This is a genomic window from Actinomadura sp. NTSP31, from assembly GCF_041951385.1.
GTDB lineage: Bacteria > Actinomycetota > Actinomycetes > Streptosporangiales > Streptosporangiaceae > Spirillospora > Spirillospora napierensis.
The window spans coordinates 45,900-66,845 of the sequence record NZ_JBGNUT010000017.1 but is presented as its reverse complement, the minus strand read 5'-3'; the positions used below and the strand labels follow the sequence as shown (position 1 = coordinate 66,845).

The following is a 20,946-nucleotide window of genomic DNA, read 5'->3' as shown; positions in this document are numbered from 1 at the left end:
GCGTTCAGGCGAGGTCGCGTGCGGCGGTCAGGGCGGCGCCTGCGAGGACGGCCAGCGCGAGGGCCACGGGGACGGCGGCCGCCGTCTGCGCGAGGGCGCTCTGCGTCGCCGCCGCGCCCAGGCCGGCGCCTACCAGGGTCAGGGCCGTGACCAGCCGTCCTGTGGACGGGAGCGTCGCGGTCCGGGAAGCGCGGGCGACGAGGGTGCACAGCCGGTGGGCGGTGAAGGCGAGCGCGGCCCAGTAGTAGACGAGCAGGGCGGCGGCGAGGAGGGCGGGCGGGTGGCTCGGCGCGCCGGTCCGAGCGGCGAGGAGCAGGGCCAGGAGGGCCAGGCCAGGGGCCGTCAGGGTGCGGACGCTCTGGACGGCCAGGTGGCGGAGCGCGTCCCGGCGGAGGGACGGGAGCGGAGCGGCGAGGACGGCGCCGAGGAGGATCGGGGCGAGCCAGAGGCTGGTCGCGGGGTGGCCCGTGTCGGCGGTCAGGGTGCTCGACGGCTCGACGGCGCGCAGCGGCAGTGCCGACAGGGCGAGGATCGCGAAGAGGGCGACGGCGACGGTCCGGCGGGTCTGTCCCGCATGGATCTCGGGCCAGTCGGCGGGGTGGAGCCAGAGGCTGACGGCCCCGGCGACGGTGTCGGCCCAGGCGTGGACGCCCGATCCGGCGACCGCGTCGTCGATCTCGACGCCCCAGCGGTCGCGGACCGGCGGCGGGTAGAGCGCGGACGCCCTCATGCCGGGCCCAGGGCGCGGAGGCCGGCCTGGGAGACGCGGGCCATCCGCTCCAGCTCGACGCGGAGCGCGGCGCGGCCCGCGTCGGTGATGCGCATGGTGCGGTGGCGCGCGCCGGAAGGCTCGTCCGAGGCCTCGATCAGTGCGCGGGACTCGAGCCGGGACAGGGCGCCGTAGAGGCTGCCGGGGCCGAGCCTGCGGCCGGCGAGCTCCTCGATCGCGGTGTTGATGGCGTAGCCGTGCAGGGGCCCGTCGGCGAGGACGGTCAGGACGAGCATCTGGGCGTCGTTGCTGTGCACGCCCCCGAGTGTAGTACGCGACGCGATGCTACTTGCCACGTAGTACGAGACGCGTACTATGACGGCCATGGAACCGACGGAACGGCCGCGGGCCGTGATCAGCGCGGACGGGCTGTCGAAGCGGTACGGGCGGCGGCAGGCCGTGAGCGGTCTCGGGTTCGCGGTCGATGCGGGGCAGGTCTGCGCGCTCCTCGGCCCGAACGGGGCCGGAAAAACCTCGACGATGCGGATGCTGGTCGGGCTGTCCAGGCCCGACGCGGGAACGGCCCGGATCCTGGACGAACCGGTCGGGCTCGGGGCCCGGGTGCTGCGGCGGGTGGGCGTCCTGATCGATGGTCCGGCGTTCATCCCGCACCTGTCCGGCATGGCCAACCTGAAGCTGCTGTGGGCGGCGACCGGGCGCGCGTGGCCGCCGCCCGCACTGGACGACGCGCTGGATCTCGCCGGCCTCGGCGCGGCGATCGGGCGGAAGGCCAAGGGCTACTCGGCGGGGATGAAGCAGCGGCTGATGCTGGCGCAGGCGCTGATGCGCGCGCCGGACGTGCTGGTCCTGGACGAGCCGGCGAACGGCCTGGACCCGGTCGAGGTGCGGGCGCTGCGCGAGCGGCTCGGCGAGCTGGCGCGGCGCGGGGCGGCGGTGCTGGTGTCCAGCCATCAGCTGGCGGAGGTGCAGCAACTCGCGACGCACATCGTCGTGATGAACCACGGGCGGCTCGTCGCCTCCGGGCCGCTGGATCAGCTGCTCGGCGGCGAGGACGCCCACCGCGTCGAGGTGGACGACACCGCCCGGGCCGCCGCCGTCCTGCGCGAGACGCGATACGTCACGGCGGTCACCGTGCGGGACGGGACGGTCGTCGTGACCGCCCCCGGGCTGGCGCCGGACGGCCTCGTGCAGGCGCTGGTCGGGGCCGGGGTCGGCGTCCTGTCGGTGAACCGCGCGAGCCGGACGCTGGAAGAGGTGTTCCTGACCGTGACGGACGGGGAGGGCGAGCATGCTGCGCGTTGAACTGGCAGCCCAGCTTCTGCGGGTCCGCACCCTCGTCGCGCTGGCATGCCTGGCCGCCGTCCCGGTCGCGGCGGGGCTGGCGACCGCGTCGAGCGCCGGGCACCGCAACGGGAGCCAGGACGGGCTGTTCGGCGCGGCACCGTTCTCGGCGCTGAACCATGCGATGGCGAGCCTGGAGTTCATCGGCCCGCTCCTGCTACCCCTCGTGGTGGCCTTGCTGGCGAGTGCGATCGGCTCGTCCGACCGGGACTGGGGGACGCTGCGCTACCTGTACGTCGCGCCGGTCGGCCGGGGACGGCTGCTGGCGGGCAAGTTCGGGGCCGTGGCGGTCGCCACCGCCGCCGCGACGGCGTGCGTGCCGGTGGCGGGGCTCGTCATCGGAGTGCCGCTGTTCGGCTGGCATCCGTTCCATGTCATCGGCGGTTCGGAGCTGTCGGCCGGGGACGCCGCCGGTCGCGTGCTGGCGGCGTCCGGGTACACGCTGTTGTGCATGCTGAGCATCGGCTCCATCGCGTTCGCGCTGGGGCTGTGGCTGCCGCGCGGCGCCGAGGCGCTCGGGGCCGCCGTCGCGTTCGTCGTGGTGGCGAGCATCCTGGACGGGCAGTCCGCACTGCGTTGCGTCCAGGTCGTCCTGCCGGTGCACTACTGGCAGGACTGGACGCACCTGTTCGACGCCCACGGGACGGCCCATCTCGGCACCGGGGTCGTGTGCCAGCTCGCCGCGATCGTGCTGGCCGCCGGGGCGTCCGCGCTGGTCCTGCTGCGGCGCGACCCGGCGGCATGACCGGGACAAGGGCTGTCAGGCGACGCGGGCGGCGAGGAAGTCCTCCCAGGTCAGCTCGCCGGTGTCGGCGCCCTCCAGGGTCAGGTTCCGGGCGTCGCGGTAGGCGCGGCCGGCCTTGCCCGGCATCCGGACCGGCATCATCAGCCGGTGCTTCCCCGCCGCCTCCAGGTAGCCGCGGACGAGCTCGTCGATCCGGTACACCTTCGGGCCGACCAGGTCGGGCACCCGGCCCGCCGGGGCGCCGAGCGCCAGTTCGGCGAGGCGGGCCGCGACGTCCCGCGGGTCGACCGGCTGGAAGCGCAGGCCGCCCGGCGCCGGGACGACCGGCAGCTTCGCCATCTTCTCCGCCACGCCGAGCACCAGGTCGTGGAACTGGGCGGCGCGCAGGACGGTCCACGGCACGCCCGATTCGATCAGGGCCTCCTCGGCGCGCAGCTGCGTGCGCAGGTAGCCGAGCGGGACGCGGTCCGCGCCGACCACCGAGATCAGCACCATGTGCCGCACCCCGGCCCGTGCGGCGGCCCGGGCGAGGTTCCGGGTCGCCTCGTCGTCGCCCTTCGCGCCGCCGGCGAGGTGCAGGACGGTCTCGACGCCCTCGACGGCCCGTTCGACGCCCTCGTTCTTGAGCAGGTCGCCGGTCACGTACTCGACGCCGTCGGCGTCGTCGTGCGCGCGGCGGCTGAGCACGCGGACGTCGCGTCCGGCGTCCAGCAGCAGGGGGAGGACGTGCCGTCCGAGGGTGCCGGTGCCGCCGGTGAGCAGGATCTGCGCGGTCATGTCGTTCTCCTAGGCCGTTCTCGTTGCGATCACCCACCTAGACGGGGGCTCGCACCTGGAACGTGACATGCCGCGCCGAGTGATCCGCGTCACCGTCCAGAGGGACGGTGGTGCGGGTAGCGGTGGTGGCGGTCGTCGTCGCGGCGGTCCACGCGGACGGCGGCGGACGGGCGGTCCGCATGGCAGGTGACGGTCACCGTGAACAGCCGGCCGGCCGACTGGAACCGGACGAAGACGGCTCCGGGCGGCCTGCGGTTGCTGTCGCCGACGCTGAAGTTCTGCGCGGGCGTCCAGGAGACCAGGAAGGGCTGCCCGTGGTCGCAGCGGGCGACGACGTCGCCGGCCTCGGAGGCCAGGTTGGTGATGGAGGCGGTGACCTGCTGGGTGACGGTGACCGTCGGGGCCGGGCGGGGCGGCGCGTGCGGCGACGGCGGCGAGGCCGGCGCGGACGTGGGCGGCGGCCCCGGGGGCGTGGGCGGGACGGCGAGTGCGGCGTTCACCTGGTCCGGGGTCATCGGCTTCACGCCGCGCTCGGTGATGCCGGTGCCGACGGCGGAGATCGCCGCCATCCCGGCCGCGACCCCGACGACAGCGGCCGCCGACCAGACCGCGGCGGCGAGCACGCTGTGCTTGGACATGCACGAACTGTTCCAGAACGATGGCTAAGGTTCGGCTAAGGCGCGATTAAGCGGGTCATAGGGCCCTTATCGGCCGCGTCAGCGGTCTAGCGTGGCGCCGTGGCGCAACTGCTGCTGGTGGAAGACGACGCCGAGGTGCGCACCAGGCTCGTCCGCGCGCTGGGCGAGCGCGGGCACGCGGTCGCGTCGGCGCCCACGGGCATGGACGGCATCCGGCGGGCGGTCGGCGCCCCGCCGGACCTGGTCATCCTCGATCTCGGGCTGCCCGATCTGGACGGCGCCGAGGTGCTGCGGATGCTGCGCGCGGTCAGCTCCGTCCCGGTGATCGTGGCGACGGCCCGCGACGACGAGCGGGAGATCGAGCGGATCCTGAACGCGGGCGCCGACGACTACCTGGTGAAGCCGTTCGGCGCGGGGCAGCTCGACGCGCGGGTCCGGGCGGTGCTGCGCCGCGCGGAGGAGCCGGCCGGCGCGTCCCGGGCGGTGCGGGTCGGCGGGCTGCGGATGGACGCGGCGGCCCGGGAGGCGACGCTGGACGGGCGGCCGCTCGGGCTGTCGCCGAAGGAGTTCGACCTGCTGTTCTACCTGGCGTCGCGGCCCGGGCAGGTGGTGTCGAAGCGGGAGCTGCTCACCGAGGTGTGGCACGTGCCGCTCGGCGGGGCGAACAAGACGATCGACGTGCACGTGGCGTGGCTGCGGCGCAAGCTGGGCGAGTCGGCGTCGGCGCCGCGCTACCTGCGGTCGGTGCGCGGCTCCGGCATCAAGATCGTCGATCCGTCGTGAGGCGGCACATCACGCTGCTCGTGGCGGCGACCGTGGTGCTGGTGCTGGTGGCGTTCCTCGCCCCGCTGGCGCTGCTGGTGCGGGACGTCGCGCGGACGCGGACGCTGGCGGCGGCGAACGTGCGGGCGCAGTCGCTCGCGCCGGTGGTCGCGGCGGGCGACCGGGGGACGGTCGAGGTGGCGCTGCAGCAGACCGCCTCCAGCGGCTATCCGATGACGGTGCTGTGGCCGGACGGTCGGCTCAGCGGCGCGCCGGCCGCGCGGGACGCCGGGGTGCGGCTGGCCGAGCGGGGCCGCAGCCTGACCGTGGACACGCCGGGCGGCCGGGAGATCCTGGTGGCGGTGCTCGGCGGGCCCGGCGGGACTGCGGTGATCCGCGCCTTCGTCACCGACCGGCAGATGGTCGCCGGGGTGGGCCGGGCGTGGGCGATCCTGGCCGGGCTGGCGGCGGGGCTGCTGGCGGTGAGCGTGCTGGTGGCCGACCGGCTGGCGCGCTCGCTGGTGCGGCGGATCACCCGGCTGGCCGCGCTCGCCAAGGGCATCTCCACCGGGGACCTGGACGCGCGGATCGAGCCGGGCGGCCCGCCGGAGATCCGGGCCGTGACGGTCGGGCTGAACGAGCTCGCGGGGCAGATCGGCGCGCTGCTGTCGCGCGAGCGGGAGCAGGCCGCCGATCTGTCGCACCGGCTCCGCACGCCGCTGACCGTGCTGCGGCTGGAGGCGGAGACGCTGCGCGACCCGGCGGAGGCCGGCCGGATCGGCGAGCAGGTCGACGTGCTGGAGCGGACCGTCACCGAGCTGATCAACACCACCCGCAAGCCCGTCCGCGCGGAGGCGCCGTGCACCGACGCGACGGCGGTCGTGACGGAGCGGGTCCGGTTCTGGTCGGTGCTGGCCGACGAGCAGGACCGGCGGATGGAGATGCGCGTCCCGTCCACTCCGCTGCAGGTCAGGGTGCGTGCGGAGGATCTGTCGGCGTGCCTGGACGCGCTGCTCGGCAACGTCTTCGCGCACACTCCGGAGGGCGGCGCCATGGGGGTGGCGCTGGAGGCGCGCAGCGGCGCCGTCTACCTGACCGTGGACGACGCGGGCCCCGGTTTCGGCGGCCGGCACCTGCTGCGGCGCGGGGTCAGCACGGCCTCGTCCACCGGGCTGGGGCTGGACATCGTGCGGCGGACGGCGGAGGCCAGCCACGGCAGCCTGCAGCTCGGCGAGTCGCCTGCCGGGGGCGCGCGGGTGATGGTCCGGTTCGGCGTGCCGCCGCGCGACGGCTCGGCCGGCTGAGGATCACGCGCTTTAGCCGAGCCTTAACCCGGTCGCAGCGCCGTCTTATCGGGTGAGCCGCGAATCTGGCGGGGTGATGTCCCCTCCGCGGTCTGGCGGCGGCTCCATCCTGCCGTGGGCCAACCGCATCGTGCGGCTCGGCGGCGCCGGCGCGGGCGCCGTCGTGCTCGTGCTGTGCGCGGTCGTGGTGCAGGCGATGCAGCCGCCGCCGGGACGCACCGCGGCCGCACCGGAGCCCGCGACCAAGCGGACCCGGCCGGCGCACGCGTCCCGGGGCACGGCGCGGACGAAGCCGGCCGCGAAGACCACGCCGCTGGTCAAGACGGTGCGGGCGGCGGTCCTGCAGCAGCGCTCGACGATCGCGCGCCGCGAGTTCGGCGGGCGCACCCCGCAGCCGCCGACCGTCCTGCTGTCCCGGTCGGACGCGGCGAAGGGCTGGGCGTTCGGCTCGTCGGTGATCGCGCCGCCCGCCGGGGTGGACGCGCCGCCGGACGCCTCGCTGTTCATCGCCCGGCACGTCAAGACGGGATGGCAGGTGTCGGTGACCGGCGCCGCGAGCTTCGCGTCGTTCGCGCGGCACGCCCCGGCGGACGTCGTCCCGGACGCCGAACGCGCGCCGCTCGCCAAGTACGGCAAGGCCGCCGCGACCGGCAAGGCGACCGGGCTGCGACTCCCCTGGGGCGTCGGTAAGTCGTGGACGATGCGGCCCTCCGGCGACCCGAGGCTGATCGCGTTCGCCGGAGGGGACGGCCGGGTCCTCGCCCCCGGGCCCGGCCGCCTCTACCGGTTGTGCAGCCGGTCGTCCGGGCACGCGCTGCTGCTGCTCATCCACCCGAACGGGCTGGCCTCGACGTTCGCGCGGCTGACCGCGCCGACCCCGGTGAAGGACGGCGCCGCCGTCCGGACGGGCACCTACCTCGGGACGACCGGGCGCGGGTTACCGTGCTCCACCGGGCAGGCCGACGGCCCGGCGTCGGTGGTGTTCGGGCTGCTGTCGGGCGGGCGTCCCGCGGCGTTGAACGGCGTGCAGATCGGCGGCTGGACGTTGCAGGCCGCCGCGACCGGCAAGGCCGTCGCGGCGGCGCGTCCGGGCGTCCGCATCCAGGAGGGCGACCCGCTCCTCAATCTCGGCGACGGCGCCGCCCCCACCCCGGCGCCGTCGCCGGCGGTCACTACACCGCCGGTCGCGTCCCCTTCGGCGTCGCCGGAATGACGGGGAGGGAAGCGGCGTCCACGCCCGTCCGGGCCCCGGGCCGGCGGCGGGCGCTCAAGGTCGCGCTGTTGGCGGCCGGGCTCGCCGCCGCGGCGATGCTCGGGCGGACCGGTCAGGCGGCGGCCCCGCTCACCGCCGCGCACGCCTTCCTGGAGTTCTTCTCCGGCGTGTTCACGCTGGTCGGGCTGACCGGCGCCGTGGTGTTCGGGCTGCTGGCCGCGAGCCGCTTCACGCCGATCCGGCTGCGCGTCCTCGCCCAGTCCGGGCACCGCGCCGCCGCGACGCTGTCGCTGAGCTTCCTCGCCGTCCACATCGCCCTGAAGGTGCTGGAGAAGCACGCGACCGCGCTGGACGCCGTACTCCCGGCCGCCGGCCTGCACGGCCGCGGCCTGATGGTGAGCCTCGGCCCGGTCGCCGGCGACCTGATGATCCTCGCGGTGCTGACCGGCGTCGCGCGCGGCCGGTTCATCGGCGCCGGACGCGCCTGGACATGGCGGCTGCTGCACCTCGCCGTCTACCTGTGCTGGCCGGTCGCGCTCGTCCACGGGCTCCAGGCGGGACGGGCCGCCAAGAGCTGGGTGGTCTACAGCTACCTGTTGTGCGCCGCGGCGGTGGTGCTGCTCGTCCTGCTGCGGCTGGCCATCGCGTCCCGGCACCGCCGCGCGCGCGGGCCGCGTCCGGTGCGTCCCGCCGCGCCGCGTCCCCCGGCCCGGCGGCCCGCGCCAGCCCCCGCCGCGGACGCGCGCGTCCCGGACGAGCAGTTCTGGGCGGACCTCAAGGACGAGGCGCGCCGCTGGTCGAGGAGCCGCCCGTGAACCCCGGTTTCCGCCTCACCACGATCGGGCCGCCGCGCCTGCTCGCCGGCCTCGACCGGACGTCCCGGCTGGACGCGGCGGCGCACCGGCTCGTCCACCCGGTGCCGCGCGGGCTGTCGTTCCGCGACCTGGCGGCGCTCGCCGAGAGCGCCGACCTGCGCGGGCACGGCGGCGCCGCGTTCCCGTTCGCCCGCAAGCTCGCCGCCGTCCGCAGGTCGGCGCAGCGGACCGGCCGCGAGACGGTCGTGCTGATCAACGCCACCGAGGGCGAACCCGCCAGCTCCAAGGACAAGGCGCTCCTCGCGCACGTGCCGCATCTCGTGCTGAACGGGGCGGTGCTCGCCATGAGCGCGCTCGGCGCGCGGGAACTGGTCATCGGCGTCACCGACGACGGCCTGCCCGCCCGCTCGCTGCGGCTCGCCATCGCCGAGACCCGGCTGCGCGGCCGCGCCCGCGTCGTCCGGCTCCCCGAGCGGTTCATCACCGGGGAGGGCGGCGCGCTCGTCCGGGGCGTCAACGGCGAGACGCCGATCCCGCCGGGCGTCAAGACCAGGGCGGCCGACGGCGGCGTCGACCGGCTGCCGACCCTGCTGTCCAACGCGGAGACGTTCGCGCAGCTCGCGGTGCTCGCCGAGCTCGGCGCCGACGGCTACCGGTCCGCCGGGACGCCGCGGGAACCGGGGACCGTGCTGCTCACCGTCACCGCCCCGGACGGCGGGCACATCGTCGTCGAGGCGCCGGTCGGCGTGCCGCTCGCGGACGTCCTGCGGCACTGCGGCACCGACGCCGGGCAGGGCGTCATCGTCGGCGGCTACCACGGCGCGTGCCTCACTCCGGCGCAGGCCGCGCGGGTCAGGGTCTCGCGGGAGTCGATGGCCGCCGCCGGAGGCGCGCTCGGCGCCGGCATCGTCGTCCCGCTGCCCCGCGACACCTGCCCGCTCGGCGAGGTCGCGCGCGTCGCCGGCTACCTCGGCGCCGAGTCCGCCGGGCAGTGCGGCCCCTGCCACCTCGGCCTGCCCGCGATCGCCCGCTCCGTCGCCGCGCTCGCCGCCGGCACCGCCGGGGACGAGGCCGTCGCCGCCGTCCGCGCCGGCAGCGCGACCGTCCGGGGGCGCGGCGCCTGCAAGCACCCGGACGGCACGACCCGCTTCCTGCTGTCCGCGCTGCGGGCCTTCGGCGACGACGTCGCCGCGCACGTGGACAACGGCGGCTGCGGCCGCCCGACCCGCCGCTTCCTGCCGGTGCGCGGCGAGGAGGCCGCGGAGGCCGAGCGGTCCCCGCACCGGCTGGCCATCGACTGGTCGCGGTGCGCCGGCCACGGCCTGTGCCGCCACCTGCTCCCCGACCTGGTCCGCCTCGACGAGTTCGGCTACCCGGTCGTCGGCGACGGCGCCGTCCCCGCCCGCCTGCTGCGCGACGCCGTCCAGGCCGCCGAGATGTGCCCCGCCCTCGCGCTGTCGGTGCGGAGCGGCTGAATCCCCGGTCGTGAAGGCTGCTCGGTCATGAAGGCTGCTCGGTCATGAGGGCTTTACCGGCGGCGGACCATCCGCGGCGCGGCTTGCGGGTAGTGCCATTCCGCCGACCGGCCGCGAGCACACGAGCCGGCCACGAGCACACGAGGGGGAGAGCGGGCGTGACCGACGTTGCGAGTTTGGGTTCCGAGCCCGGGGACGACCGCCCGGTACTGACGAACCGGCAGGGCCATCCGGTCTACGACAACCAGAACCAGCGGACGGTCGGGGCGCGCGGCCCCGCGACGCTGGAGAACTACCAGTTCCTGGAGAAGATCAGCCACTTCGACCGGGAACGCATCCCGGAACGGGTCGTGCACGCCCGCGGCGCCACCGCGTTCGGCTACTTCGAGGCGTACGGGAAGTGGGGCGACGAGCCCGTCTCCCGGTACACGCGGGCGAAGCTGTTCCAGGAGGCGGGGAAGCGGACGCCGGTCGCGCTGCGGTTCTCCACGGTCATCGGCGGCCGGGACTCCGCCGAGACCGCCCGCGACCCGCGCGGGTTCGCGATCAAGTTCTACACCGAGGACGGCAACTGGGACCTGGTCGGCAACAACCTCGCGGTGTTCTTCATCCGGGACGCCATCAAGTTCCCCGACGTCATCCACGCGCTCAAGCCCGACCCGGTGACGTTCCGGCAGGAGCCCAACCGGATCTTCGACTTCATGTCGCAGACGCCCGAGGCGATGCACATGCTCGTCAACCTGTTCAGCCCGCGCGGCATCCCCGCCGACTACCGGCACCAGCAGGGCTTCGGCGTCAACACCTACAAGTGGGTGAACCAGACCGGCGACACCGTCCTGGTCAAGTACCACTGGATCCCGAAGCAGGGCGTCCGGAGCATGACCGGGGCGGACGCGGCGGCCGTGCAGGCCGACGACCTCGGGCACGCGACGCGGGACCTGCACGAGGCCATCGACCGCGGCGAGTACCCCGAGTGGGAGCTGGTCGTCCAGATGATGAGCGACGACGACCACCCGGAGCTGGACTTCGATCCGCTCGACGACACCAAGGTGTGGCCGGAGAACGACTTCCCGCCCAAGCCCGTCGGCCGGATCGTCCTCGACCAGAACGTCTCGAACAACTTCGCCGAGAACGAGCAGATCGCGTTCGGCACGGGCGTGCTGGTCGACGGCCTCGACTTCTCCGACGACAAGATGCTCGTCGGCCGCACGTTCTCCTACAGCGACACCCAGCGGCACCGGGTCGGGCCCAACTACCTGCAGCTGCCCGTGAACCAGGCCAAGGGCACCACGGTGCGGACCAACCAGCGCGACGGGCAGATGACCTACTACGTGGACGGCGCCGGGGAGAACCCGCACGTCAACTACGAGCCGTCCATCACCGGCGGGCTGCACGAGGCGCAGTACCCGACGCGCGACGACGAGGGCCCGGAGATCCGGGGCCGCGTGACGCGCAAGCGCATCCCGCGCGTCAACGACTACAAGCAGGCCGGCCAGCGCTACCTGCTGATGGAGGAATGGGAGCGCGACGACCTGGTGCACAACTTCGTCGACCAGCTGTCGCAGTGCGTGCGGCCCATCCAGGAGCGGATGGTGTGGCACTTCCTCCTGGTCGAGGACGACCTGGGCCTGCGCGTCGGGAAGGGCCTCGGGATCTCGCCGGAGGACGTCGCGCACCTGGAGCCCCTGAACGGGCAGGACCTCACCGACGAGGACAGGCAGCGCCTGGCCAACCTGGGCAAGAACGGGTCGCGTGACGTGTCCGGCCTCAAGATGACGCACTGCGTCCCGAACGAACGCGCCGCCCAGGTCTTCGGCTAGAACGCCCACGCGTCCGCGGGCGGCCGGCACCCCGCCCGCGGACGGGGGTCAGTTGGCGGAGTAGCGGTGGGAGCGGGGCACCAGGGGGTACAGGCGGGAGGCGGTGCGGGGACGGACGGCGTGGTGGTGGCCGTCCACCGCGGCCTCGATGATCTGGTCCTCGGCGCTGAACGCGCTCTCCATGACGGCGATGAACTCGGTGTTCGGCGGGTGGACGCGGGCGGCGGCGTTGGCCGTCCGGCGGATGAGGACGCGGGCCCCGCTGCGCAGCGCCGACTCCAGGTGCCGCACGTCCTGCCCGGCGCGGGCCTCGTGCGCGCCGAGGCGGCGGAAGTGGTCCAGCGCGGCGCGGCGGTCCTGCGCGCCGGTGTAGACGGTCAGCGCGTCCCGCACGAGCGTGAGGATCATGGCGGCGCTCAGGCCGGTGTAGGCGGGGACGCGGCCGACGATCTCGCCGACGACCTCGGCGGTGATCTCGTCGAGCCGCTCGGCGAGCAGTTCGGTCACGGGGTTCATGGGCGCGTCACCTCAGGGCTGCGGAGTCGCGGCCGGGCCCGGGCAGGCCGGGGGCGCCGGCCGCGAGTGATCCATCCCGCGCGTCCGCGGTACCGGTATGTTACTCGCGCGTAGACCCGCTGTCAGTGCACCCGGCGGTCGGAGCGCGCGGCGCGGAAGGTGTGCCGGTAGGCCGACGGCGGGACGCCGATCGAGGCGACCAGGTGCTGGCGCAGCGACGCCGAGGTGCCGAAGCCCGCCCGTTCCGCGATGCGGTCGACGGGCAGGTCGGTGGTCTCCAGCAGGCGGCGCGCCAGGTCGACGCGCTGCCGGGCCAGCCACTGGCCCGGCGTCATCCCGGTCTCCTCGCGGAACCTGCGGGAGAACGTGCGGACGCTCATCCGCGCGTGCCGGGCCATCTCGGCGAGCGGGATCGGCCGGTGCAGCTCGCCGAGCGCCCACGCGCGCGTCGCCGACGTGGCGGCGGCGTCCGGCTCGGGGACGGGACGCTCGATGAACTGGGCCTGGCCGCCCTCGCGCCAGGGCGGGACGACGCAGCGGCGGGCGACGCGGTTGGCGACCTCGCTGCCGTGGTCGCGGCGGACGATGTGCATGCACAGGTCGATCCCGGCGGCGACGCCGGCGGAGGTGAGCACGTCGCCGTCGTCCATGAACAGCACGTCGGCGTTGACGTCCACCTGGGGGAACAGCCGCTTGAAGCGCTCGGCCTCGGCCCAGTGGGTGGTGGCGGGCCGCCCGTCGAGCAGGCCGGCGGCGGCGAGCAGGTAGGACGCGGTGCAGATCGACACGATGCGGGTGCCGGGGCGCAGCCGGGCGAGCGCGGCGGCGACCGGCGGCGGGCACCAGTCGCGGTCCTCGACGGGGCCGCATCCGAACGGCGGGACGACCAGCGTGCCGGCGGTCCCGATGATGTCGCAGCCGTGCTCGACGGCGATCTGGAAGTCGGCGCTGGTGCGCACCGGACGCCCGTCGATCCCGCAGGTCAGCACCTCGTAGAGCGGGTCGCCACCGGGTGCGGTGGCCGAGCCGAAGATCCGCACGGGGATGCTCAGCTCGAAGGGGTACACGCCGTCGAGGGCGAGGACGACGACACGGTGCATGGCCGGAGTCTTTCACGCGGCGCGATGTGGCCGGAATGAGACTCTCGATGCCACTGCACGTGCATCTGCAAGTGCCGCTACTATCCCGGGGCAGGTCCCCCACCCCCCGAGGAGCGGCGTTGAGCGCAGGGCAGGATCCGGGGGCGGTACGGCCGGCGGACGGGGCCGTGCGGGGACCGGCGGCGCGCCGCATGCTGGTCGGCGCCCGCCTCCGCGACCTGCGCGAACGCAGCGGGCTGAGCCGCGAGCGGGCCGGCTACGCGATCCGCGGCAGCGCGTCGAAGATCAGCCGGATGGAGCTCGGCCGCACCTCGTTCGCCCGCCGCGACGTCGCCGACCTGCTCACCCTCTACGGGCTCCCGGACGGCCCGGAGCGCGAGGAGCTGATCCGGCTCGCGCAGGAGGCCAACGAGCGCGCCTGGTGGCACCGGCACGGCGAGCTGATCCCGGCCTGGACGCACCGGTTCCTCGACCTGGAGGAGACCGCCCGGCAGGTGCGGACCTACGAGCCGTGCCAGATCCCCGAGCTGCTGCAGACCGAGGAGTACACGCGCGCCAGCCTGGCGATCCGGGACGGGATCCGGGAGGGCGACCGGCGCATCGAGATCGACGAGCGGGCCGCCGTCCGCCGGCTGCGCCGCCGGCTGTTCGCGGACGACCCGGGCCGGGCCCTGACCGCCGTGCTGGACGAGGCCGCGCTGCGCCGCTTCGTCGGCGGGCCCGAGCTGATCCGCGGCCAGCTCGACCATCTGGCGGCGCTCGCCGGCTCCGGCCGCGTGGAGTTGCGGATCATCCCGGTCGGCGGGCGCCCGTTCCCCCTCGCGCACGGGTTCACGATCCTGAGCTTCGCGAGGCGGGCCCTACCCGACGTCGTCTACGTCGAGTACCTCACCACCGCGCTCTACCTGGACAAGCCCGCCGACGTCGCCGCCTACGCCGACGCCTGGGACCGCCTGGCCGCGGCGGCGCTGCCGCCGGACACCGGCCACTCCCTGCTCTGCGACCTGCGCGAACACCTCTGATTCAGGCCGTCGCCGGGTTCGCGGCCGCACCCTCGGTGCTCAGCAGGACGACGGTGTCCGCGGGTCCGAGGGCCAGGCCGGGCAGGGCGGCGCGCACGCCCGCCAGGGACGCGGCGCCGCACGGGCCCGCGGGAACGCCCAGGGCCGCCAGCTCGCGGGCGGCGACCGCGGCGTCCTCGTCCGCGACGCAGACGGCGGCGTCCACGCCGGAGCGCAGATAAGGCCAGGCCGGCGCGGACGGCGTGGCGCAGTTCAGGCCCGCCATGGCCGTCGTCCCCGTCTCGATGGTGACCGGCCGGTCACCAGCGAGGCTCGCCAGCACGCACGGCGCCGCGTCCGGCTCCACGGACAGCAGGGTCGGCGCGGACCCGCCGGACCGGTAGTGGATCACGGCGGCCTGGGCCAGCGACCCGACCCCCACCGGGACCGCCACGACGGCGGGCGGGCCGGCGCCGGCCGAGCGGAGCTGCCGGTCGATCTCGGTGAACAGGGTCGAGTAGCCCTCCACGATCCAGCCGGGCACGCGTTCGTACCCGGGCCAGCCCGTGTCCTGGACGAGCAGCGCCGACCCATCCGATGCGGAGTGTTCGGCGGCTCGCCGCACCGCTTCGTCATAGGACGCGGCGACGCGGACGACCCGCGCGCCTTCGGCCTCGATCGCGGCGAGCGCGGCGGGATGGACGCCGTCCGGGACGTAGACGTCCGCCGCGGCGCCGAGCATCCGGGCCATCGCGGCGACGGCCCGCCCGTGGTTCCCGTCCGTCGCGGTGACCAGCCGGAACGCCACGGCGTGCGCCCGGAGCACGCCGACCGGGTCCCCGGCCGGGACGGGGATGCCGAGGCGGTCGCACAGCGCCCGGCAGACGCCCCACGACGCGCCGAGGATCTTGAACGCGGGCAGCCCGAGGCGCGACGACTCGTCCTTCACGAACACCCGGCCGGCGCCGAGACCGGCGGCGAGGGCGGGCATCTCGACCAGCGGCGTCGGGGCGTACCCGGGCAGCGACGCGTGGAAGGCGGCGACCTCGCGCGGGGCGGGCGGGCACCTCCACTCCCTGGCGGCGGGACGCGAGAACCAGGAGGCCCGGGAGGCGGGATAGGCGGGAGCGACCATGCGGCCACGCTTCCGCAGCGGACATCCATCGGTCCAGCGAATGTTTCCGAGCGATAATCATCGGCAGAACCGACGAACGGAGCCCGCCATGCTCGATCTGCACCGGCTCCGCCTGCTGCGCGAACTCAAGCACCGCGGGACGCTCGCCGCCGTCGCCGAGGCCCTGTCCTACAGCCCGTCCTCGATCTCGCAGCAGCTGTCCGTCCTGGAGAGGGAGGCCGGGGTGCGGCTGCTGGAACCGGTCGGGCGCCGCGTCCGGCTGACCGCGCAGGCCGAGATCCTCGTCGCGCACACCGAGGCCGTGCTGGAACGCCTCGAACGCGCAGAAGCCGACCTCGCCGCGTCCCTGCGCGACATCACCGGGGTGCTCCGCGTCGCCGCGTTCCAGACCGCCGCGCTCGCCCTCGTCCCCGACGCCCTCACCGCGCTCCGCGACGCCCACCCCGCCCTGCGCGTCGAGGTCGCGCAGCGGGAGCCGGAGAGCGCGCTGCCCGCGCTGCTCGCCCGCGACTTCGACGTGGTCGTCACCGAGGAGTACCCGGGCGAGCCGCACCCCCGGCCCTCCGGCGTCGAGTACGAGGAGCTGGGCGCGGACGAGATCCGGCTCGCCCTGCCCGCCGCCGTCCCGCCGGGCACGCCGCTGCCCGATCTCGCGGACGTGCCGTGGGTGATGGAGCCCGCCGGGACCGCCGCCCGCGCCTGGGCGACCCGGCTGTGCCGCGACGCCGGCTTCGAACCCGACGTCCGGTTCGAGTCCAGCGACCTGCTGCTGCACCTGCGGCTCGTCGAGGGCGGGCACGCCGCCGCGCTGCTCCCCGGGCTCGTGTGGGCGGGCGGCCCGCCGACGGTCGCGCTGGCGCCGCTGCCCGCCGGGCGGCGCGTCCGGCGGCTGTTCACCGCCACCCGGCGCGGCGGCGGCGCGCATCCCGCCGTCCGCGCCTTCAGGAACGCGCTCGCGGGGGGTACGAGACCCGCGAAAGCGGACTAGCCTGGAACGAGTGAAGAACGTGTCGCGCCACGGGAGGCCTGTGGCCCATGGGGGCCGCGGTGCAGAGCTCGCCGAGCTGCTGCTCGAAGCCGCCCGTGCGCTCGGCGGCAAGGGCCTGGACGCGGCCCCTGCCACGCCGGCCCGCTGAGACTTCCCGCAACCCCGATCTCCGGAACGCTCCACCTACGGGAGTTCCAGGGGTGACCCCCACCTTCGGATGGGTGTTCTCCCCGATGGCGATGAGTCCGTCCCTGCGGCAGAGTCATATCAGACGGCAGGGGACGAACTTCCTCGCAGGAAGAAGGCACATGATGTCGAAGACGCCGCCCAATCCCTCTCTGACCACCACCGATCTCGCCGAGATCCTCTTCAGCTCCGGCCTGCAGGCCTCCGACCATCCGAGCGCCGACCGGGTCCGGACCGCCATCGAGGCCCTGTCGCGCACCTGCGGGGGCGACCCGTCCGCCTGCGCCGCGCGCGTCGCCCAGGAGGCCGGCGACCACCCCGACACCTTCGCGGTCCGGATGCGGTGGGCGCTCGACAGCGTCCACGACGCCTACGGCGACCTCACGACCGCGGCCTGACCGTCCCGCCGAGGGTTGACCGGACGCCCGTCCGGGAACCGCACCGGCAACAGGGAGGGATCCGATGCGCTCGACAGCGACGCGTTCGCGCTTCACCGAAAGGCGGGAGGACATCGTCCCCCGCACGCTCCGCGACCTGATCGCCGCCGACGCCGCGCGGCCGGGCGACGCGGCCGGCGAGGGCCGCCGTCGCCGCAGACGCCGCGCCACGGCCGTCCGCCGCGTCACCTAGCGGCGCCCGGGCCCGGGGCCGGTCGCGTGTCGTAGCGAACTATGCTTCTGCCGTGACCGAACAGCCGGCGGACGAGCAGGGCGCCCCCTCCGCGGGCGCGGGCCGCGAGTACCGGATCGGCGAGCTCGCACGCGCCGCCGATGTCCCCGTCCGGACCCTGCGCTACTACCAGGAACGCAAGCTGCTGCCCCCGCCGCGGCGCGCGGGCCGCATCGGCCTGTACTCCGAGGACCACCTCGCCCGCCTCCGCATGATCGGCAACCTGCTGGAGCGGGGCCACACGCTGGAGGGCATCCGCGAGCTGCTGTCGGCGTGGGAGCAGGGCCGCGACATCGGCACCGTCCTCGGCGTGGAGAAGGTGGCCACGGCCCCCTGGTCCAACGAGGTCCCCGTCACGATGACGCTGGACGAGCTGGCCGAGCTGTTCCCCGGCGAGGTCGGCCCGGAGTCCGTCGAGCGGGCGCTGTCGTCCGGGGTCATCGAGATGGACGGCGACCGCGTCACGCACTGGAGCCGCCGCCAGCTGGAGGCGACCGTCACGCTGGTGCGCGCGGGGGTGCCGCTCGCGGAGGTGCTGTCGGCCGGGCGGAAGCTCCAGGAGAGCATGGACGAGCTGGCCGCGATGTTCGTCGGGCTGATCGCCGACCACGTCATCGGCGACGTCCAGGACCAGGACCTCGGCGACCTCACCGAGACCCTCGCCCGGCTGCGGCCCGGCGCCCAGGTCACCGTGGAGGCCGGCTTCGCCCGCGCCATGGACCGGCAGGTCCGCGCCGCGATCGACCAGCTCCTCGGCCGCTTCACCACGCCGTAGCGACGGTTCGTGAGCGATTCGTCGCGTGTCGTGACGATGATGCGACCCTGTTGATCATTACGGTGGGCGGATGCCCGCCGCCCCGCCGCGCGTTCTGGCCGCCGCCGCCCTCGCCGCCTGTGCGGTGCTGCCCGCCGCGCCCGCCGGGGCTTCGGAGGCGCCGGTGTGCAGCTCGACGAAGCATCCGGTGCTCGCCAAGCGGCTCGGCCACCGGATCGCGAACGCGCTGAAGGGCCGCACCGGCACCGAATCGGTCGCCGTGTACGACAGGAAGCGCGGTCTCCGCTGCGGTGTCCTCGCCGGGCGGCACTACGACTCGGCGAGCGTCGTGAAGGCGACCGTCCTCGCCGCCCTCCTGCGCTCAGCGGCCGAAGAGCACCGGCAGCTGAGCGCGGCCGAGGAGGACCTCGCCACCAAGATGATCACCCGGTCGGACAACCGGGCCGCGTCCGCGCTGTGGCGGACCGTCGGCCGCGCCCGCCTGGCCCGCTTCCTGAAACGGGCCGGGATGGCGCACACCACGCTCGACCCCGCCGGCCACTGGGGGCTCACCCAGATCACCGCCGCCGACCAGATCACGCTGCTGCGCCGCCTCACCGCGCACAACCGGCTGCTCACCGACGACGCCCGCGCCTACGAGCTGGACCTCATGCACCAGGTGATGCCGTCGCAGCGCTGGGGGACCACCGCCGGCACGCCCGCCGGCGTCACCTGGCACGTCAAGAACGGCTGGCTGCCCCGGCACGGCAAGGACTGGCGCGTGCACAGCATCGGCGCGTTCACCGGCCACGGCGGGAACTACCTGATCGCCGTCCTCACCCAGGGCACCCCGACCATGGCGTACGGCGTCGGGACCATCGAGCGCGTCGCCCGCGCCGTGCACGGCGACCTCGCCCCCGGCACCCGCGCGTCCGTCCCCGGCGGCCTGCCGGACGGCGCGGCGGAGACCTCCGACGGCTCCGTCCCGGCCGGCACCTGAGGGCCGCGCGGATGGACGACCGGCCCGCGAGCGGCGGCGATACTGGGGGAATGGCCGACGACGAACGCTGGAAGGCGCGGTTCCGCGCCGCCCGGATCACCCTTCCCCGCTGGGCGCGCGACGCCCCGAACCGCAGCATCTACCGGTCCAACGCCACCGGCACCTGGGAGATCTACGCCTGGGACCGCGAGACCGGCGACCGCCGGCAGGTGACCGACCGGCCCAACGGCACGTGGATGGGCACCGTCGACCCCACCGGCGCATCGGTCTGGTGGTTCGCCGACACCGACGGCGACGAGTTCGGCGTCTGGCGGCGCGTCCCGTTCGGCGGCGGCGAGGACGCCCCCGCCGTCCCCGGCCTGGAGCCGTCCTACCCGGGCGGGCTGGCCCTCGGCGCGAGCGGGCTCGCGGTGATCGGCCGCACCGGCGAGGACGGCAACACCGTCCACCTGTGCCGGCCCGGCTCCGCGCCGGAGGTCCTCTACCACCACGCGGAGGACGCGCACGTCGCCGCCCTCACCCGGGACGAGTCGCTCATCGCGATCGGGCACAGCGAGCACGGCGACAGCCGCCACATGGCGCTGCGCGTCGTCCGCCCGGACGGCTCCACCGTCGCCGACCTGTGGGACGGCCCCGGCAAGGGCGTCTACGGCATGGGGTTCGCGCCCGTCCACGGCGACACCCGCCTGCTCGTCGGGCACGAGCGCCGGGGCCGCGACGAGACCCTCATCTGGGACCCGGTCGCCGGCACCGAGCAGGAGATCGTCCTCGACCTGCCCGGCGAGATCGGCGCCGGCTGGTACCCCGACGGCTCCGCGCTGCTGATCTCCCACAACCACGAGGCCCGCGACGAGCTGTACCGCTACGACCTCGGCGACGGCTCGCTCACCCGCGTCGACACGCCGCGCGGCGTCATCGGCGGCGCCGACGTCCGGCCGGACGGCACGATCGAGTTCTCCTGGTCGTCGGCCGCCGAACCGCCGGTGATCCGCTCCACGTCCGGCGCGGTCGTGCTCACCCCGCCCGGGCCGGCCGCCCCGCCGTCCGTCCCCGTCGGGGACGCCTGGGTCGACGGCCCCGGCGGGCGCATCCACGCGCTGGTCAGCAAGCCGGACGGCGACCGCCCCTACCCGACCGTGTTCGACGTCCACGGCGGCCCGACCGCGCAGGACGACGACTCGTTCGCCCCGGCCGCCGCCGCGTGGGTCGACCACGGCTTCGCCGTCGTCCGGGTCAACTACCGCGGCTCCACCGGCTACGGCTCGCAGTGGAGGGACGCCATCGAGGGACGGGTCGGGCTCACCGAGCTGGAGGACATCAAGGCCGTCCGCGACTGGGCCGTCTCCAGCGGCCTCGCCGACCCGGACCGGCTCGTGCTGACCGGCGGCTCGTGGGGCGGGTACCTCACCCTCCTCGGCATCGGCACCCAGCCGGACGACTGGAGCGTGGCGGTCGCCTCCGTCCCCGTGGCCGACTACGTCGCCGCCTACGAGGACGAGATGGAGGGCCTCCAGGCGTTCGACCGCTCGCTGTTCGGCGGCTCCCCCGCCGAGGTCCCCGGCCGGTACCGCGAGTCGTCGCCGATCACCTACGTCGAGAAGGTGAAGGCGCCGGTGCTGATCCTGGCCGGCGAGAACGACCCGCGCTGCCCCATCCGGCAGATCGACAACTACCTCGCCCGCCTCGGCGAGCTGGGCCTCCCGCACGAGACGTACCGCTACGACGCGGGCCACGGCTCCCTCGTCGTCGAGGAACGCATCACCCAGATGTCGGCCGAGATGGACTTTGCCCGGAAACATCTGGGTATGGCATAACCCAGTCGCGGGGGCGGGCGTCGCCCCGCCCGCCCCCGCGTTGACGAGATCCCGTTTACAAGATCGAAGTCCCGGGCATCCCTCCGATCGGCCGCCACCAGGCGTGCCAGCATGCGAGCCGGTCACCGACCGGCGGCCCCCCGGCGCGGCGGCGCGCCCGACC

At 75.0% G+C, this 20,946-nt stretch carries 22 protein-coding genes; 15 read left to right on the top strand and 7 right to left on the bottom strand.

Going from position 1 to position 20,946, the window contains the following annotated elements; translation table 11 throughout:
- Positions 1–4 precede the first annotated feature (4 nt).
- Positions 5–730, bottom strand: a complete 726-nt coding sequence (locus ACA514_RS27350; RefSeq protein ID WP_375044098.1) for a hypothetical protein — start codon at positions 728–730, stop codon at positions 5–7.
- Positions 727–1,026 carry a PadR family transcriptional regulator gene (locus ACA514_RS27345; protein ID WP_375044097.1) on the bottom strand — a complete coding sequence of 100 codons (300 nt, stop codon included), beginning with the start codon at positions 1,024–1,026 and terminating at the stop codon, positions 727–729. The genes ACA514_RS27350 and ACA514_RS27345 overlap by 4 nt, the downstream gene beginning before the upstream one ends.
- 67 nt (positions 1,027–1,093) lie before the next feature.
- Between ACA514_RS27345 and ACA514_RS27340 the strand changes: the two genes are divergently transcribed.
- Positions 1,094–2,032, top strand: a complete 939-nt coding sequence (locus tag ACA514_RS27340) for an ABC transporter ATP-binding protein (protein ID WP_375044096.1) — start codon at positions 1,094–1,096, stop codon at positions 2,030–2,032.
- Positions 2,019–2,816 carry an ABC transporter permease subunit gene (locus tag ACA514_RS27335; RefSeq protein WP_375044095.1) on the top strand — a complete coding sequence of 266 codons (798 nt, stop codon included), beginning with the start codon at positions 2,019–2,021 and terminating at the stop codon, positions 2,814–2,816. The genes ACA514_RS27340 and ACA514_RS27335 overlap by 14 nt, the downstream gene beginning before the upstream one ends.
- Positions 2,817–2,831: 15 nt before the next feature.
- Here ACA514_RS27335 and ACA514_RS27330 read toward each other — a convergent pair whose 3' ends face one another.
- Both ACA514_RS27330 and ACA514_RS27325 read right to left on the bottom strand, forming a co-directional pair.
- Positions 2,832–3,593 (bottom strand): SDR family oxidoreductase, encoded by a 762-nt coding sequence (locus ACA514_RS27330; protein ID WP_375044094.1) that lies wholly within the window; start codon positions 3,591–3,593, stop codon positions 2,832–2,834.
- Positions 3,594–3,682: 89 nt separating this feature from the next.
- Entirely contained in the window at positions 3,683–4,231 is a 549-nt protein-coding gene (locus tag ACA514_RS27325; RefSeq protein ID WP_375044093.1) for a hypothetical protein, read from the bottom strand.
- A gap of 99 nt (positions 4,232–4,330) precedes the next feature.
- Between ACA514_RS27325 and ACA514_RS27320 the strand changes: the two genes are divergently transcribed.
- The 6 genes from ACA514_RS27320 to ACA514_RS27295 all read left to right on the top strand — a co-directional run bounded on the left by ACA514_RS27320 (position 4,331) and on the right by ACA514_RS27295 (position 11,620).
- On the top strand, positions 4,331–5,014 hold the full coding sequence (locus tag ACA514_RS27320) for a response regulator transcription factor (protein ID WP_375044092.1): 684 nt from the start codon (positions 4,331–4,333) through the stop codon (positions 5,012–5,014).
- Entirely contained in the window at positions 5,011–6,297 is a 1,287-nt protein-coding gene (locus ACA514_RS27315; RefSeq protein WP_375044091.1) for a sensor histidine kinase, read from the top strand. The genes ACA514_RS27320 and ACA514_RS27315 overlap by 4 nt, the downstream gene beginning before the upstream one ends.
- A gap of 73 nt (positions 6,298–6,370) precedes the next feature.
- A complete protein-coding gene (locus ACA514_RS27310; protein ID WP_375044090.1) occupies positions 6,371–7,510 on the top strand; it encodes a hypothetical protein in 1,140 nt (379 codons plus the stop codon).
- On the top strand, positions 7,507–8,325 hold the full coding sequence (locus tag ACA514_RS27305; protein WP_375044089.1) for a hypothetical protein: 819 nt from the start codon (positions 7,507–7,509) through the stop codon (positions 8,323–8,325). Before ACA514_RS27310 ends, ACA514_RS27305 begins: the two co-directional genes overlap by 4 nt.
- A complete protein-coding gene (locus ACA514_RS27300) occupies positions 8,322–9,800 on the top strand; it encodes an NADH-ubiquinone oxidoreductase-F iron-sulfur binding region domain-containing protein (protein WP_375044088.1) in 1,479 nt (492 codons plus the stop codon). Before ACA514_RS27305 ends, ACA514_RS27300 begins: the two co-directional genes overlap by 4 nt.
- Before the next feature lie 158 nt (positions 9,801–9,958).
- A complete protein-coding gene (locus ACA514_RS27295; protein ID WP_375044087.1) occupies positions 9,959–11,620 on the top strand; it encodes a catalase in 1,662 nt (553 codons plus the stop codon).
- Between the two features lie 48 nt (positions 11,621–11,668).
- Here the strand turns inward: ACA514_RS27295 and ACA514_RS27290 are convergent, their stop codons facing one another.
- Both ACA514_RS27290 and ACA514_RS27285 read right to left on the bottom strand, forming a co-directional pair.
- A complete protein-coding gene (locus ACA514_RS27290; RefSeq protein WP_375044086.1) occupies positions 11,669–12,136 on the bottom strand; it encodes a hypothetical protein in 468 nt (155 codons plus the stop codon).
- Between the two features lie 122 nt (positions 12,137–12,258).
- Complete coding sequence (locus ACA514_RS27285; protein ID WP_375044085.1) at positions 12,259–13,236, bottom strand: GlxA family transcriptional regulator; 978 nt, start codon at positions 13,234–13,236, stop codon at positions 12,259–12,261.
- A 119-nt stretch (positions 13,237–13,355) separates the two neighbouring features.
- On the opposite strand from ACA514_RS27285, the gene ACA514_RS27280 reads away from it, so the two are divergent.
- The gene (locus tag ACA514_RS27280) at positions 13,356–14,258 is read left to right on the top strand and encodes a helix-turn-helix domain-containing protein (RefSeq protein ID WP_375044084.1); all 903 of its coding nucleotides are present in this window, start codon (positions 13,356–13,358) and stop codon (positions 14,256–14,258) included.
- Between the two features lies 1 nt (position 14,259).
- Here ACA514_RS27280 and ACA514_RS27275 read toward each other — a convergent pair whose 3' ends face one another.
- Positions 14,260–15,372 (bottom strand): pyridoxal-phosphate dependent enzyme, encoded by a 1,113-nt coding sequence (locus ACA514_RS27275; protein ID WP_375044083.1) that lies wholly within the window; start codon positions 15,370–15,372, stop codon positions 14,260–14,262.
- Between the two features lie 88 nt (positions 15,373–15,460).
- Between ACA514_RS27275 and ACA514_RS27270 the strand changes: the two genes are divergently transcribed.
- The 6 genes from ACA514_RS27270 to ACA514_RS27245 all read left to right on the top strand — a co-directional run bounded on the left by ACA514_RS27270 (position 15,461) and on the right by ACA514_RS27245 (position 20,783).
- Entirely contained in the window at positions 15,461–16,360 is a 900-nt protein-coding gene (locus ACA514_RS27270; protein ID WP_375044082.1) for a LysR family transcriptional regulator, read from the top strand.
- 308 nt (positions 16,361–16,668) lie between these two features.
- On the top strand, positions 16,669–16,944 hold the full coding sequence (locus ACA514_RS27265; RefSeq protein ID WP_375044081.1) for a hypothetical protein: 276 nt from the start codon (positions 16,669–16,671) through the stop codon (positions 16,942–16,944).
- A gap of 64 nt (positions 16,945–17,008) precedes the next feature.
- Positions 17,009–17,176: a hypothetical protein gene (locus ACA514_RS27260; RefSeq protein ID WP_375044080.1), complete on the top strand. Its 168-nt coding sequence runs from the start codon at positions 17,009–17,011 to the stop codon at positions 17,174–17,176.
- Between the two features lie 52 nt (positions 17,177–17,228).
- Entirely contained in the window at positions 17,229–17,990 is a 762-nt protein-coding gene (locus ACA514_RS27255) for a MerR family transcriptional regulator (protein ID WP_375044079.1), read from the top strand.
- Positions 17,991–18,060: 70 nt separating this feature from the next.
- Positions 18,061–18,969 carry a serine hydrolase gene (locus ACA514_RS27250; protein WP_375044078.1) on the top strand — a complete coding sequence of 303 codons (909 nt, stop codon included), beginning with the start codon at positions 18,061–18,063 and terminating at the stop codon, positions 18,967–18,969.
- A 50-nt stretch (positions 18,970–19,019) separates the two neighbouring features.
- Positions 19,020–20,783 (top strand): prolyl oligopeptidase family serine peptidase, encoded by a 1,764-nt coding sequence (locus tag ACA514_RS27245; protein ID WP_375044077.1) that lies wholly within the window; start codon positions 19,020–19,022, stop codon positions 20,781–20,783.
- Positions 20,784–20,946: the final 163 nt, after the last annotated feature.

Coding starts and splice junctions, on each gene's coding strand:
- ACA514_RS27350 (WP_375044098.1), bottom strand. CDS start 730: ATGAGGGCGTCCGCGCTCTACCCGCCGCCGGTCCGCGACCGCTGGGGC.
- ACA514_RS27340 (WP_375044096.1), top strand. CDS start 1,094: ATGGAACCGACGGAACGGCCGCGGGCCGTGATCAGCGCGGACGGGCTG.
- ACA514_RS27335 (WP_375044095.1), top strand. CDS start 2,019: ATGCTGCGCGTTGAACTGGCAGCCCAGCTTCTGCGGGTCCGCACCCTC.
- ACA514_RS27330 (WP_375044094.1), bottom strand. CDS start 3,593: ATGACCGCGCAGATCCTGCTCACCGGCGGCACCGGCACCCTCGGACGG.
- ACA514_RS27325 (WP_375044093.1), bottom strand. CDS start 4,231: ATGTCCAAGCACAGCGTGCTCGCCGCCGCGGTCTGGTCGGCGGCCGCT.
- ACA514_RS27305 (WP_375044089.1), top strand. CDS start 7,507: ATGACGGGGAGGGAAGCGGCGTCCACGCCCGTCCGGGCCCCGGGCCGG.
- ACA514_RS27290 (WP_375044086.1), bottom strand. CDS start 12,136: ATGAACCCCGTGACCGAACTGCTCGCCGAGCGGCTCGACGAGATCACC.
- ACA514_RS27285 (WP_375044085.1), bottom strand. CDS start 13,236: ATGCACCGTGTCGTCGTCCTCGCCCTCGACGGCGTGTACCCCTTCGAG.
- ACA514_RS27275 (WP_375044083.1), bottom strand. CDS start 15,372: ATGGTCGCTCCCGCCTATCCCGCCTCCCGGGCCTCCTGGTTCTCGCGT.
- ACA514_RS27270 (WP_375044082.1), top strand. CDS start 15,461: ATGCTCGATCTGCACCGGCTCCGCCTGCTGCGCGAACTCAAGCACCGC.
- ACA514_RS27265 (WP_375044081.1), top strand. CDS start 16,669: ATGATGTCGAAGACGCCGCCCAATCCCTCTCTGACCACCACCGATCTC.
- ACA514_RS27260 (WP_375044080.1), top strand. CDS start 17,009: ATGCGCTCGACAGCGACGCGTTCGCGCTTCACCGAAAGGCGGGAGGAC.
- ACA514_RS27250 (WP_375044078.1), top strand. CDS start 18,061: ATGCCCGCCGCCCCGCCGCGCGTTCTGGCCGCCGCCGCCCTCGCCGCC.
- ACA514_RS27245 (WP_375044077.1), top strand. CDS start 19,020: ATGGCCGACGACGAACGCTGGAAGGCGCGGTTCCGCGCCGCCCGGATC.